Origin of the sequence: Micromonospora sp. NPDC048170, from assembly GCF_040652795.1 — a bacterium.
Classification (GTDB): Bacteria; Actinomycetota; Actinomycetes; order Mycobacteriales; family Micromonosporaceae; genus Micromonospora.
Map to the genome: position 1 here is coordinate 62,804 of NZ_JBEZMR010000032.1, position 13,385 is coordinate 76,188.

Annotated in this window: 13 protein-coding genes; 9 read left to right on the plus strand and 4 right to left on the minus strand. The window is 69.8% G+C overall.

What is annotated here, in order from left to right:
* Positions 1 to 449 precede the first annotated feature (449 nt).
* Together AB0D32_RS27995 and AB0D32_RS28000 are read left to right on the plus strand one after the other, a co-directional pair.
* Positions 450 to 719 (plus strand): hypothetical protein, encoded by a 270-nt coding sequence (locus AB0D32_RS27995; RefSeq protein ID WP_357096539.1) that lies wholly within the window; start codon positions 450 to 452, stop codon positions 717 to 719.
* Positions 719 to 1,753 carry a hypothetical protein gene (locus AB0D32_RS28000; RefSeq protein ID WP_357096541.1) on the plus strand — a complete coding sequence of 345 codons (1,035 nt, stop codon included), beginning with the start codon at positions 719 to 721 and terminating at the stop codon, positions 1,751 to 1,753. The genes AB0D32_RS27995 and AB0D32_RS28000 overlap by 1 nt, the downstream gene beginning before the upstream one ends.
* Before the next feature lie 45 nt (positions 1,754 to 1,798).
* Here AB0D32_RS28000 and AB0D32_RS28005 read toward each other — a convergent pair whose 3' ends face one another.
* Positions 1,799 to 2,968, minus strand: coding sequence for an acyl-CoA dehydrogenase family protein (locus AB0D32_RS28005; RefSeq protein ID WP_357096544.1), 1,170 nt, complete (start codon positions 2,966 to 2,968; stop codon positions 1,799 to 1,801).
* 173 nt (positions 2,969 to 3,141) lie between these two features.
* Here AB0D32_RS28005 and AB0D32_RS28010 point away from each other — a divergent pair, with 173 nt between their 5' ends.
* Positions 3,142 to 4,071, plus strand: a complete 930-nt coding sequence (locus AB0D32_RS28010) for an LLM class F420-dependent oxidoreductase (RefSeq protein WP_357096547.1) — start codon at positions 3,142 to 3,144, stop codon at positions 4,069 to 4,071.
* A gap of 63 nt (positions 4,072 to 4,134) precedes the next feature.
* On the opposite strand, the gene AB0D32_RS28015 is transcribed toward AB0D32_RS28010, so the two are convergent.
* Complete coding sequence (locus AB0D32_RS28015; RefSeq protein WP_357096550.1) at positions 4,135 to 4,317, minus strand: hypothetical protein; 183 nt, start codon at positions 4,315 to 4,317, stop codon at positions 4,135 to 4,137.
* 79 nt (positions 4,318 to 4,396) lie between these two features.
* On the opposite strand from AB0D32_RS28015, the gene AB0D32_RS28020 reads away from it, so the two are divergent.
* A complete protein-coding gene (locus AB0D32_RS28020) occupies positions 4,397 to 4,960 on the plus strand; it encodes a PH domain-containing protein (RefSeq protein WP_357096553.1) in 564 nt (187 codons plus the stop codon).
* 70 nt (positions 4,961 to 5,030) lie between these two features.
* Here AB0D32_RS28020 and AB0D32_RS28025 read toward each other — a convergent pair whose 3' ends face one another.
* Positions 5,031 to 6,176: a site-2 protease family protein gene (locus AB0D32_RS28025; protein ID WP_357096556.1), complete on the minus strand. Its 1,146-nt coding sequence runs from the start codon at positions 6,174 to 6,176 to the stop codon at positions 5,031 to 5,033.
* A 193-nt stretch (positions 6,177 to 6,369) separates the two neighbouring features.
* Here AB0D32_RS28025 and AB0D32_RS28030 point away from each other — a divergent pair, with 193 nt between their 5' ends.
* From AB0D32_RS28030 to AB0D32_RS28050, 5 genes are all read left to right on the plus strand, one after another.
* Complete coding sequence (locus tag AB0D32_RS28030) at positions 6,370 to 7,008, plus strand: N-acetylmuramoyl-L-alanine amidase (protein ID WP_357096559.1); 639 nt, start codon at positions 6,370 to 6,372, stop codon at positions 7,006 to 7,008.
* Positions 7,009 to 7,370: 362 nt separating this feature from the next.
* Complete coding sequence (locus AB0D32_RS28035) at positions 7,371 to 8,513, plus strand: XRE family transcriptional regulator (RefSeq protein ID WP_357096563.1); 1,143 nt, start codon at positions 7,371 to 7,373, stop codon at positions 8,511 to 8,513.
* Positions 8,510 to 9,064 carry a hypothetical protein gene (locus tag AB0D32_RS28040; protein ID WP_357096566.1) on the plus strand — a complete coding sequence of 185 codons (555 nt, stop codon included), beginning with the start codon at positions 8,510 to 8,512 and terminating at the stop codon, positions 9,062 to 9,064. Before AB0D32_RS28035 ends, AB0D32_RS28040 begins: the two co-directional genes overlap by 4 nt.
* A gap of 154 nt (positions 9,065 to 9,218) precedes the next feature.
* The gene (locus tag AB0D32_RS28045; protein ID WP_357096569.1) at positions 9,219 to 9,890 is read left to right on the plus strand and encodes a hypothetical protein; all 672 of its coding nucleotides are present in this window, start codon (positions 9,219 to 9,221) and stop codon (positions 9,888 to 9,890) included.
* Between the two features lie 339 nt (positions 9,891 to 10,229).
* Complete coding sequence (locus tag AB0D32_RS28050) at positions 10,230 to 12,122, plus strand: hypothetical protein (protein WP_357096572.1); 1,893 nt, start codon at positions 10,230 to 10,232, stop codon at positions 12,120 to 12,122.
* A gap of 597 nt (positions 12,123 to 12,719) precedes the next feature.
* On the opposite strand, the gene AB0D32_RS28055 is transcribed toward AB0D32_RS28050, so the two are convergent.
* Positions 12,720 to 13,280, minus strand: coding sequence for a hypothetical protein (locus tag AB0D32_RS28055; RefSeq protein ID WP_357096575.1), 561 nt, complete (start codon positions 13,278 to 13,280; stop codon positions 12,720 to 12,722).
* Between the last annotated feature and the right edge of the window lie 105 nt (positions 13,281 to 13,385).

Sequence of the window (13,385 nt, forward strand, 5' to 3'; positions counted from 1 at the left end):
GACAGGACGCCGGACGCCTCCCCGTCGCACAGTTGTAGCAGGTGAGAGGCGTGAGGATGGCGGGCCACATCCCATCCCTCGGGCCCGGCGGGGACAGCAGCGTCCCCGCCGACACCGCCATCACCGAGCCCGGCCCCGCGACGGCACCGGCGTAGCGCAGCGCCGGCCCGTCCACGCACCCGCGGGGCCGCGCTCCGGCAGCCGCCGTCCCGGGTGCCCGGGCCGGTGCCGCCTCACCGCCACCGACAGCGAGGTCCCCATCCCGGCAGTGCCCGGAGCCGCGCGTCGCCCCGAGACGAGCGCGGCCGGCGAGCCGCACCCAGGACCGGTCCCGGGCCACGCCGTCGCGCGCCCGGCGGCCCGGTCGTCGCCCGACCTCATTCTCCAGCCGGATCCGGCAGCGGTCACGAGCCGGCCGGTCCGGTGACCGAGCACGAGAGGAGCCGGCAATGGCCGCTCCCACCGCGACCGCCTCCCTGAACGCCTCCACCTACTCACCCGGCGACCAGATGATCCTGACGGTCACCTACGGCGACGCCGACACCCAGCCGGTGACCGTCACGATCGTGGTCACCGACGCGCAGGGCAACAGCAGTGCCCCGGTCAGCGTCACCGCCGTCATCGACCCCCTCACCCTCACCGTCACCGACGACTCGGGCCGCACCTGGAGCAGGGCGTCCGACAACGGGTCGGTCGCCGTCTACCGGGCGGTGGCGTGATGCCCCGGGTCACCGTCACGGTGCGCGACAACGGCGGGCGTACCGCCACCGCCAGCGCCGACTACACGATCGCGCCGCCCGTGCTGGGCGGCTACTATCTCTCCGGCGGAGCCGACCCGACGGCCGACATGGCGGGCGGGAACTTCCGCTCGCTGACCCAGTACCGCAGCTTCGCCGACGGCTACATCTTCCCCGGCTACCAGCGGCCGTGGCTGATCACGCTCGGTAGGGCCGGGGTGCAGATGAACATGGTGCTGGAGCTGAAGCACTACGGCGCACCCGACGGGCCGCAGACCTTCACCGTGGACGGCGTCACCTACACCGTCCCGGCGCCCGCGATGACCATCCAGCAGCGCCCGGGGACGACCTGGCCCCGGGCGTACGGCTACAGCCAGATCCTGGCCGGGCACTGCGACGGGCTGTTCGCCCGCGCCCTGTCCCAGTACCGGACGATGGGCTTCGGGGTGAACATCCAGCTCGCCTCCGAGCTGGACACCGACCACGAGTTCGGCACCACCGAGTCCGGCGTCACCTACCCGTGGGCGCAGTCGGACGCCCGCGCGGTGCAGGCGATGACGTACATCGTGAACTGGTTCAGGGCCCGCCAGTTGCCCGCCGGCACGACCTTCTCGGTGGGGGTGGGCGGCTTCGACCGGGCCTGCTACCAGCGCACCCATCCGGAGGCGCTGATGGCCAGGCTCGACTACCTCCACTGGAACGTCTACGCCACCAGCCCCACCCACACGGCGCTGGCCCGGTTCCGTCGGACGAAGGACTGGGCGGTGGCCGACCTCGGCCCGGTCGCCCTGTCCCGGCAGGTGATCATCGCCGAGTGGGGCGTACGGGTGGCGGAGATCCCGAACCAGGCGGCCTGGATCGCCACCGTGCCGGCCGCCATCGCCCAGCTCAACGCCGAGCGGGGCCCCCGGATCGCACGGACGAACTACTTCAACTCCGGCTGGGGCACCCTGTCGCCGAAGTCGACGGGGCTGGCCGCGTTGCGGGCGGCGTACGCCACCCGGCCGTACGTCTAGGGGGTGCGGCCGGCGGCGGGCCCGCCGCCGGCCGTCCCCACCGCGTCAGTAGGCCAGCTCCACCGGCTGGCCGAGCACCCGGGCGCCGTTGTTGGCGAGCCAGCCCTCGGCCGCCGCCGCGTGCTGGCTGAAGGTGTGGATGTCGCGGAACCGCCGCTGGATCGGCGACGAGTCGCGGGCCGCCCCGCCACCGGCCGCCCGGTAGCAGGTGTCGACGGCGGCGGCGGCCCGTTCCGTCACCCAGGGCAGCGCGGCGGAGATCCGTGGGTGCAGTGCCGGGATCGCCGCCGGGTCGGTGGCGCAGGCCGCCCACAGCTCGTCGGCCAGGTCCCGCAGCAGCGCCCGGGCCGCCCGTACGTCCAGGTCGGCGCGGCCGAGCTGGAGGCGGAAGGCCGGCGAGTCGGCGAGCGACTGCCGGGCGTAGAGCCGCTGCCGGCCGCCGTCGAGCAGCGCCACCATGTCGTCCAGCGCGCCCTGCGCGATGCCGACCGCCACCGCGCCGAGGTGCAGGACGAAGTGGACCAGCGGTGCCACGAAGCCCGGCCCCGGCACGCAGGACGCCCCGGTGAACAGGTCGAAGCTCTCCTCCGCGGGGCAGAAGGCGTCGGCCACCTCGACGTCGTGACTGCCGGTGCCGCGCAGGCCGAGCACGTGCCAGGTGTCGTGCACGGTGACCCGGGAGGCCGGGAAGAGCATGGAACGCATGGCGGGCGGCGCTCCCGCCGGCCCGGACAGCGGCATGCCGTCCTCGGTCAGCACACAGTTGCCGAAGATCAGGTCGGCGTGCCGGGAGCCGCTGGCGAACGCCCACCGGCCGGTGACCCGGAAGCCGCCGTCGGCCGGCTCGGCCCGCCCCTGCGGGGCGAAACCGCCCCCGACCACCACGTCCGGCCCGTCGGCGTAGATCTTGTCGAACCGGTCGCGGGGCAGCATCGCCAGCAGGTGCGGCGTCTCGGCGCCGATCATCACCGTCCAGCCGGTGGAGCCGTCGGCGCGGGCCAGCGACTCCAGCACCCGCAGCCCGGTGTGCAGGTCCGCCTCGTACCCGCCGTGGCTGCGGGGGACGAACATCCGGAAACAGCCGGCCGCCCGCAGCGCGTCGAGCAGGTCGGCGGGAAGTCCCCGGGCCGACTCGATCTCCCCGGCCCGGCGGGACACCTCCGGCAACAGCGCGTCCACCGCCCCGATCAGCCGGTCCCGGTGCTGGTCCTCCATGGGTTCCTCCTCGCCTCGTCGCTCGGCCTCCACTCTGGACCGCGCGACGAGCCGAGAGCCAGGAACGCCGCTATCGGATGCCCGCCACTTCGCCCGGTGGGGCACCCGCCCGCCGCAGGCCGGGAAGGGCCTGATCGGCGCGCCGGCCCGACCCGCTCCCTATGCTCGGAGGCATGGAACTGCGGATCTTCACCGAACCCCAGCAGGGCGCGACGTACGACGACCTGCTCGCCGTGGCCCGCTGCGCGGAGGAAACCGGCTACGGTGCCTTCTTCCGCTCCGACCACTACCTGAAGATGGGCGCGGTGAGCGGCGACCCCGGCCCGACGGACGCCTGGACGACCCTCGCCGGGCTGGCCCGGGACACCCGACGGATCCGGCTGGGCACGCTGATGACGGCCGCCACCTTCCGGCTGCCCGGCCCGCTGGCCATCACCGTCGCGCAGGTCGACCAGATGAGCGGCGGTCGGGTCGAGCTGGGCATCGGCACCGGCTGGTACGCCGAGGAGCACACCGCGTACGGGATTCCCTTCCCGTCGCTCGGGGAGCGCTTCGACCGGCTGGAGGAGCAGCTCGCGGTCGTCACCGGGCTCTGGGCGACGCCGCCCGGCGACACGTTCGACTTCGCCGGGACGTACTACCCGGTGAGCGACTCGCCGGCGCTGCCGAAGCCGGTGCAGCACCCGCGCCCGCCGATCCTGCTCGGCGGCATGGGCCCGAAGCGCACGCCCCGCCTGGCCGCCCGGTACGCCGACGAGTTCAACCTGCCGTTCGCCTCGGTCGAGGACTCCGTCGCCCAGTTCGACCGGGTCCGGGCCGCCTGCGCGGAGACCGGCCGGGACCCGGGCGAGCTGCGCTGGTCGAACGCCCTGGTGCTCTGCTGCGGGCGGGACGACGCCGAGGTGGCCCGGCGGGCCGCCGCGATCGGCCGGGAACCGGACGAACTACGCGAGAACGGCCTCGCCGGCACCCCCGCCGAGGTCGTCGACAAGATCGGCCGGTACGCCGAGATCGGCAGCGAACGGCTCTACCTCCAGGTGCTCGACCTGGCGGACCTGGACCACCTGGAGCTGGTCGCGGCCGAGGTGAAGCCGCAGCTCTGAGCGGGCCGCACGACGGCGGTCAGCCGCGCACCGGGCAGCCCCGGCGTCGACGGAACCGAGCCGTCAGGCGCGCTGCCCGGCGTCGCCCGCGCGGGGCGGCGGCCCCGGGTGGGGCACCGGGCGCGGCACGGGCGGCGGCGTCGGTGTCGGCCGGGGGCCGGGCTTGGGAGTCGTGCCCGTCGGGCCGGCCCCCGCCGAGGCGGAAAACACGTCGTACAGCGGGGCGGGATCGCGATAGCTGCTCATCGGCGTAGGGTTCCCCGACGACGGCGGGGTAACCGTGCCCGATCGACCGGTTCTCGCCCCCGCCGGTGACCGTCGGATGATGCGTCCCGACGTTCACGGTGTCGAACGGGGGTACGACATGGAACTGCACCGCAACCGGGGGGCACTCGTGCTGCCCCTGGCCTGCGTGATCGGTGGCGGGGTGCTGCTGGCGCTGCCGGGGGAGAACGCGCTGCTGCGCCGGCTGGTCGCCCTCGGCGCCGTGCTGCTGGGCGGGGGTGTGCTGGTCGGTCTGCTGCGCCCGTTCCGGTTCGTCATCGACGCCGACGGCCTGACCGTCCGCCGCCCCGGGCTGCGCCGCACGATCCCGTGGGCGCAGGTCGCGGCGCTGGCGCTGGCCCGGCCACCCGCCAGGCAGGGTCTGGTGTCGACGCCGCGGCTGCTGCTGGTGCCCGCGCCGGGCGCGCTGGCCGACCTGCCGGCCGACGCACGCCACCCCGTCGACGGCCGGGCCGCGGTGGAGCTGCTGGACCTGGCGCGGATCCGGGAGGAGCCCGCCGAGGTGGCGACGGCCCTGACCCGCCACGCCGGGGACCGCTTCGTCGACGCGCTCGACGCGGGGCCGGCCGACGATCGGCCCGGCGACCGCCACCGCACCCCGTGAACGGCCCGGCGGCCCTGCCACGGCCGGCGGCTCGCGCCGCGCCCGCACTGGCCTGCCGGTTTCTGCGGGACTAGCGACCGGACTGGCCGGCCATCTGTTCCCGGAGGCTGCCGCGCTGCACCGCCCGGCTGATGTCGCTCGGTGAGACGATCCCGACCAGCCGGTCGTCGGCCACCACCAGCGCACGCCCGTCGGCGCACTGGCTGAGCCGGGGGAGCAGGTCGTTCAACGGCTCCTCCGGCCTGGCGAGCACCAGCTCGTCGGCCCGGCAGGCCACCTCGGCCAGCGTGGTGGCGCTGCGGCGCTCCGGCGGGATGCCGCGCACCCGGTCGAGGGTGACCAGGCCGACGGGCCGGTCGTCCTCGGTCAGCGGCAGCGCCGTGTGCCGGTACGCGAAGAGGTAGTGGTCGACGAAGTCACCCACCGTCATCTGCCCCGACGCGGTCTGCGGCTGCGGCGTCATCACGTCGGCCACCCGCACCCCGTGCAGGGCGCTGCCCATCCGGGCCTGCCGCTCCTCCATGCCGGCGGCGCCGATCAGGAACCAGCCGATCAGGGCGAGCCACAGCCCGCCGAAGCCGACGCCGGCCAGGAACTGCCACAGCCCCAGGCCGATCAGCAGCACGCCGAACACCCGGCCGGCCCGGGCGGCGACGACCGACGCCTTCGTCCGGTCGCCGGTCGCCTTCCAGACCGCCGCGCGCAGCAGCCGGCCGCCGTCCAGCGGGGCGGCCGGCAGCGCGTTGAAGACCGCCAGCAGCACGTTGATGCCGGCCAGCCACGCCAGTGAGCCGAGCAGCAGCCCCTCCACCCCGGCCAGGGCGAGCACCACCGCGATCGCGCCGAAGAAGAGCCCGATCAGCAGGCTGACCAGCGGGCCGATGCCGGCGATGCGCAGTTCCGCGCCCGGGTCGCGCGCCTCGCCGCGCAGCTCGGCGACCCCGCCGAAGAGCCAGAGGGTGATCCCGCCGACCTCCAGCCCGTTGCGTTTGGCGACGATCGCGTGCGAGATCTCGTGGGCGAGCAGGCCGAGGAAGAAGACCACCGCAGCGGCGAGCCCCGCCAGGACGTACGCGGCGACGGGCCGGTCCGGGTAGGCCCGGGGGAACTGGTAGGCCGACAGCGCCCAGGTGATCAGCGCGAAGATGACCAGGACGCTCCAGTTGACCCCGACCGGTACGCCCGCGATCCGGCCGAGCCGGAAACTCGCCCTCATGTTCGGGTACTACCCGCGATGGTCGCGTCCATGCCACCGCAGGTCACGGGTTGAGCTGGCCGACTGCTCCCGCATGGTGGCCGCCATTCCCTTTCAATCAAATATTCACATGTATTACAGTGACGCCGTGCCAGCCCGTACGGGTATGGGCGGCCCACGACGGCTTCCCGGCACCCCTACTTTCCGTGGAGAGGTGCTCGTGATCAGTAACTCCTCAGCGCGCCGCCGCACCCTGCTGGCCGCCGCCGCTGGTCTCGTCGTGGCTCCCTGGGCGGCGGCCGGAACCGCGCACGCGGCGGCGCCGAAGGTCTACCTGGACCCCGGGCATGGCGGCACCGACCCCGGCGCCGTCGCGAACGGCCTGACCGAGAAGGCCCTGACCCTCAGCATCGCGCTCCAGACCCGTGACATCCTGAAGGCCAATTACAGCGTCGACGTGCGGATGTCCCGCACCTCCGACATCACCCGCAGTCTCACGTACCGTACGAGCGACGCCAATGCGTGGGGCGCCAGGATCTTCGTCAGCATCCACATCAACTCCGGCGGCGGTACGGGTTTCGAGAGCTACCGGTACCCGGGCACCGCCAGCACGCTGCACAGCGCGGTGCACTCCCGGGTCCTGTCGAGCATGCGCACCGTCGGCTCGGTCACCGACCGCGGCCTGAAGACCGCCAACTTCCATGTGCTGCGCGAGACCGCCATGCCCGCCGTCCTGACCGAGAACCTCTTCATCGACACCCTGGCCGACGCGAACCTGCTCAAGCGCGCCGCCTTCATCACCGCCACCGCCCGAGGGCACGCCAACGGCATCGCCGCCTACCTCGGCCTCTAGGTGCCGAGTCTCTGACTCACCTGCAAACTTCGGCGGGGCCGGAGAGAGGTTCCCGTCCGTGGTCTTGGCCGTGGGTCCGGGGGTGGCTGCTCGTTCGGGTCGACAGCCACCCCATGGCCCGTGACAGATTCGCCCGTTTCGTGGACCGCGCAATTCTGCTGATCACCGAGGCGGCCCAGCTTGCCCGGTGCGGACGGCTCGAACTGCTCCAGGAGTTGACCGAAGACGGCCTCCGGGGCATTCGGCGAGGTTTGCTGGGTTGTGTCCGAGTTCCCGCGGAGTTTTCTCCTGTGCTGGCTGATGCTCTCACCCTTCGACTTGTCCGTCCTTGCACGTCAGCCGCAGTGTGCGAGAATCGCACTATGGCTGACATTGACGCAGTCACGCTAGGCGAGCGCATCCGGGAGGCCCGCAAGCGTGCAGACCTGAGCCAAGAAGACCTCGGGCGAGCGGTTGGTCTTGAGCGCACAGTCGTGAACAAGATCGAGGGGGGCGTTCGTAAGGTGACGGCGCTCGAACTATCGGACATTGCTGCTGCGATCGGTGTGCGAATGTCCACGTTCTTCGAGGAGCCTGTTCCAGCGCTTGTCGCGCATCGGTCCAGCCAGGGTTTGGACACCGCAGACTCGCAGATCGACGCACTGCTCGCGAAGTTTGCCAGCGAGGTCGAGTTCGTCGCCTCACTGGGCGTTGACGAGTTGGGTCTCGATGCTGCCGGCGTACTCGCTCAGGCTGACATCACGCAGCCGTCGACCAACGCCGAGGCTGAGGCGCTCGCCGTGAAGGCGCGCGATCTGATGGCCCTTTCGGCAGAAGAGCCAATCCGCCGACTCTCCGACTGTGTTGCCAAAGTCGGGCTCCTGGCGTTCTCTCGCGACATCGGCAAGGACACCGCTGATGCCGGGACAGTCTTGTTGCCTCGTGGAGGTGTCAGTCTCGTCAACAGTCACATGAAAGTCGGCCGTAGGCGGCTCGCGTTGGCACACGAGCTCGGTCACTACCTTATTGCAGACGCTTACACCGTCGACTGGCGAGTGGCCGACCACTCCGATCATGTCGTCCCAATGGAGTCGCGCATCGATCGTTTCGCACGCGCGTTGTTACTGCCTAAGGCTGCGGTCACGCGGCAATGGCATGAGAAGGTCGCCCGTTCCGGAGTGCGCAGAGCCGCAATCCTCCTGGCAAGTGAGTTCCGGGTCGACATGGCCACCCTCGCAACGCGCTTGAAGGAACTTGGTCTGGCCGACAGTGAGGCAGTCGTCCAAGTGCGCAAGAATCGCACCACCCAGGCAGACATCGTTGAGATGAACCTGTACGTCCCTCTTGAAGAGATGGAGGGGACAACGGTACCGAGACCATTTGCGCGTGCGGTACTGCGGCTCGTGCGCGACGAGCGAATCAGCCGCGAGCGGGCTCTGGGGCTACTTCAAGGCACTTTCGACGAGACGGATCTGCCACACGTTCGCGAGCGGCGGGCCGATGAAATCTGGGACTTTGTGTCGTGACCGTGCCCGACAATGCCTGGGTTTTCGACACCGGCCCGTTGCGGCACTTCGCGATTCAAGGATGGCTGGGGGTTCTGCGTTTTCTCGCGGGGGAGCGCCCCATCTACATCCCCGACAGTGTCGAGCGCGAACTCGAAAGCGCTGCCGCGCATGTGTCGGCAGCTCGCGCGGTGCTTGAAGCTGACTGGATCCGTGTTCACCGATCGACCAGTCACGACTTCGCCGAAGCGTTCGCTCACTACGCCGACCGACTGTTCGCCGATGGCAAGAACCTGGGTGAATGCGGGGTTCTCGCCATGGGGCAAATCTACAGGTGTGAAGTGGTGATAGACGATGCCACGCCGCGTCAGATTGCGAGAGAAAAGGGCATCCGGGTGACGGCGACTGTGCCGTTGCTGTGCGAGGCGATTCGTGCGAAGAAACTCACGACGGTGATGGTCGAAGAGTTGGCTGACAACCTTCTGGAAGGTATGTACTATCTGCCCTTTGGTTCCGGCGGTTTCCGTCAGCATGTACTCGAAAACGGGCTTCTGGACTACGACGAGCTCTGAACCCGACTCAACGCCAAGCGTGCTTCATACCCCCAGCGCCTCCCCGGCCAAGGTGCCGGGGAGTGTGGTCGGGTAGCCAGGATCGAGAACGCTTCCGTCGTCTGGAACTCGATGGCCTTGTGCCACTGTGGATGGTGGGCAGTAGTCTCCGGACGTGGAAGCGTTCGAGTCCTTCGTCGCCATCGCCCTTGAGGCCGAGGGCTTCGTGGTCTCGGAGGCGGTGAAGTTCCCCGTGACGCAGCAGACCGCCAAGTCGGCGTACGCCGAGGTGCAGACGCACGGATTTGAGGTGGACCTGGTCGCCGCTCGCGGCAATAGTCTGGTCCTGGCCACCGTCAAGTCTGCCTTCGGATCACGAGGCGTGGTCGCCGAGCATGTCACGGGTGAGAGCGGAAACGTCCGCGCGAACAAGCTCTACGCGCTACTCAACAACGAAGCCGTGCGAGACGCTGTCGTCGATGGCGCAGCGCAGCGGTTCGGCTACCAGGTGGATCAGGTCGAGCTTCGCCTCTATGCCGGCCGGTTCGCGGCGCCGACCACCGGTCGCCACGAGAAGAAGATCAGGCAGTGGTGCGCGGAGCAGCAGGCGGGATCGGGCCCTATCCGGGTTTTCAGCGTGACGGAGGTCGTCGCCGCTCACCCTTCCCAACCACATCGACGACGACCAGGTCCTACCCACGGGCAGTTGAAGGTTCGACGAGAGGAAGTCCCATGCCTCACATCAGCGATCGCGTCATCCTGCGGGCCTGGCGGCAGCGTGGCGAAACCGGGCGCATCCACTACGTGGCTGCCAAAGCCGGTGGGGGCGAGCGGCGCTTGTACGTGAACGAGGGCAACGCCCTCTACACCGTTCTTGAAGGCCATCTTCTGGCGATGGGCTACGCCGGCCCGGCGAGCGACAAGGCCGACGGCGAGTAGGAAGCGGCTGCTACCGCGTCAGCCGGCGGTGCCTGCCGGGACGACCCAGGCCGTGGGCTGTCCGGTGATCGCGAGTGCTTCCTCGTCGCGCTGGCGGCGTTGTCCGATCCATGACGCCCGAGCTTTCGATCGGCCATCCATCGCTATTCTTGCCCCGCGTCCTCCGGCCCTACCGCTGTCGGCCGCACCTGCCCTGACAACACCGGCACAGGATCATCCGCCTTGCTTCGGACACGGAAGGGTGACTGTGAGAGCACGCCGCACCGTCGCTGCGACTGTGGTCGCCTGCGTAGTTGTCGCACTTGGAGCAGCCTGCACCTCGGGCGGAGACTTTTCGGAATCAAACACCAGGACGGGCGTAGTCGTCGGGGGCGCCAAGCGGGCTCTGGACGGTGAGTTGAAGGTGGAGGAGGCGGCGGGCCCGCCTGAGATGCCGCCAGGGTTCATGCGGGTCGGTGCCGTCACCAAGGTCACCGGAAAGCTCAAGGACCACGTGACGATCACCCTGCCGATTCCGGAGGGGGTGGACGACCAGCAGGTGCCGAACCTGCGCGTCATGCGGCACGACGGCACGTCGTGGGGCGCGATGCCTCCGCAGCATGTCGACCTCAAGCAGCGGCTGGTCAAGGTCACCACCAACGAGTTCTCGCTGTGGGGCCTGAGCACATGGGATGCCGAGCAGGCGGTGGCCGACTTCCTGGCTGGCGTACGCAACACGCTGAGCAGTGGCGGCTGGTGGATCCTGGGCTCGGTGGGCAAGTTCGCGGTCAATCCGCCGATCACCGAGTGCCGCCACCCCGCCCTGACGCTCCAACTCGACGCGTCCCAGTTCGTCGACGAGGCGATCCTGTGTCCCAAGTTCGTCATGGAGGACAAGGAGCGGCACACCTACCGCCTGCACATCAGCAACCTGCGCGGGTTTCCGGTGATGCTGCGGCTTCCCAGGGGCGTGAAGCCGTACAGCGTCACGCCGCAGGCGGCCAATCCTGTCACGCAGCTCATGGTGCAGGTGGGCCAGGAGCGCGGCTTGGCGGTGTTGCCGGGCGGCGGCGAACTGGTGCTCGACGTGAATGCGCTCGACCTTCCCAAGGACGCCCGGATCACCGGGGCGCTCGACCTGACCGGCGTCATCATGGACACCGGCGTGGCCATCTTCCGGGTGGTCACGGGGTACGAATGGAACGACAAGGTCATCAAGGCCATCGGCAGGACGCAGGAGTTCGTGGACGCCGTGGCCTGCGTCATGGACCAGAGCGAGCGCATCGCCAAGCAGTTCCACAGCATCGGCGCCGCGAAGCTGGCCTGGGAGTTCACGTACGCGGCCTCGGGCTGCATGTCGACCAAGCTGATCGTGGCAGCCGCCTCGGTATACGCCAAGTTCAAGTATGAGGCGTACAACTACGACGAGGTACTGCAAAAGGCTCTGCGGGCAACCGTCGCACGCGTGGTGACGCTGATCGAGAACGCCCCGGCGGTCACTCAGATCGCGGCGACGATGCTCGCGGCGCGCAGCGGCAAGACGACCTTCGGGCTCGGCGTCGAGCTGGAGGACCCCGCCGTCAGCAACCTGTACAAGGCGCTGCCCACTCCCGGCGACGGCGGGTTCCAGCGTACCCAGGGCCCATCGGTCGGCCCGGCCAACGGCGGGCAGCTCACGCTCGTCGGTACGCCCTGCATGGTCGAGGGCCAGCCGCAGCCCTGGGCGGCCTGGACGCAGGGAGCCGCCTACGCGCGGTACGACCGGGGCGCCATCGGCGCGTCCGTGCAGGTGGCGTATGTCCGGGCCGAGCACAGGAAGACCGTGCAGGCGCTGTTCACCAACCTCGCCGGCAACGCGGCCAAGTGCGACCAGCGAAAAGACGGCAACATCGTCGTACTGGAGAACCACGACGGCAGGCAGTTCGGCGGTCTCACTGACTACCGCGTCGGTCGGGCCGGCTGGGAGAACAGCGAGTACATGCCCTACGGGGTGGTTGCCGCGTACGACCCGACGAAGGGCGTCGTGGTGCACATCAGCATGAGCGCCGACCCGTATTCGGGCGTCGAACTCGATGACATCAAGGAAGGGCTGGAGGCGGCCCTCGACTACGCCACCAACAAGCTGGATGTCTCCCTCGGGACGACCTACACGCTGAAGTAGCGTCCAGCGATCCGGTTGAAGACCATTGATCGAGCCGAGGCGCGGGCAGCCTTCAAAGGCTGCCCGCGTTGGCTCCCGACGCCTCGCCGCACGGCGTCGTTCCGTCAGTCGCAGCCGATGCCGTCGCCGTCACGGTCGAGCTCGTAGATGTCGGTGCCGATCACGCGCACCGGACCCTGAACGTAGGCGGGTCCGTTGCCGCTGCCGCCTGCGCAGTCGACGTCACTGGCAATGGGTACGCATCCGCTGTAGTTGGGGTCGCACTATCAGATCAAGGCGGCCCGCGAAGCGGGCCGCGCCGGCCCGGCCCCGGCCTGCTGGCGACCTCCGGCCGGCATCGGCCGGGCCGGCCGGCCACGCTGACGGACGACAAGACCTTAAAAGCCTCAGGGCTCCGCCCCGAACCCCGACCCTCCTCAGAGATGCCGCCGCAGATCACCTCGCCGGGCACCACAAGGGCTACCAGCCTCCCCGGACGGGGCCAAGGTCGTTCGTCCGGTAGGGCGCTCCACCTTGTCCCCGTCCGGGGAGGCTGGACGGTCTGGCGACTGCCCGACGAGGAGATCCGCTTCAGAGCTAGCCGCCACGTTTTGCCGATCAGTCGTTGCATGAGTAGTGCCAGGGGCTTCCCACTAGGGCGACGGGGTAGGTGACCTCTCTGACCTGTCGATCGGGGGTCTCGACCGAGAACCGTATCGGCAACGGCTCGATTGAGAACGGGACCGAGCACTCGATGTTCAGCTTGACATCGATCCAGCCGGCACCGCCGGGGCGTAGCAGCCGAGACTGGCCGAAGCCATTGACCCGGAAGCCCGGGCGTTGACCGGTAGCCGCACGAACCGTGATCGGCGCAGGGCCAGCGTTGACCACTGTCAGTTGCCCGTCCATCCGAAGGACACCCGCGCCGTCCGAACCCCCGTTGCTGGTAGGTGCAGGGAAAGCCACGAGGGAGACCGAAGTGTTCCGCTCCCGATCCTCCCGCGAGTCCCGCAGCTCGCTGACACCGACACCACCGAGCACAACGCCGACCACGAAGGCAGCGACGAGCCGTACATTCACCTTCCGCCTGGCCATGAGGCGGTCGGTGGTGGCGTCGCCCGACCGCGCCAGCTGGTGATCGTGCTCGTCTAGGTCAATCACTTCACGCTCCCCCGACATGGCGTCAGCCTAAGGCGTGTTTCATAAGCCGGTCAGAGCCACTCGGTGATGATGGTGATGGTCAGGACGGCTTGGAAGCGGACGGCGAGTTTGTCGTATCGGGTG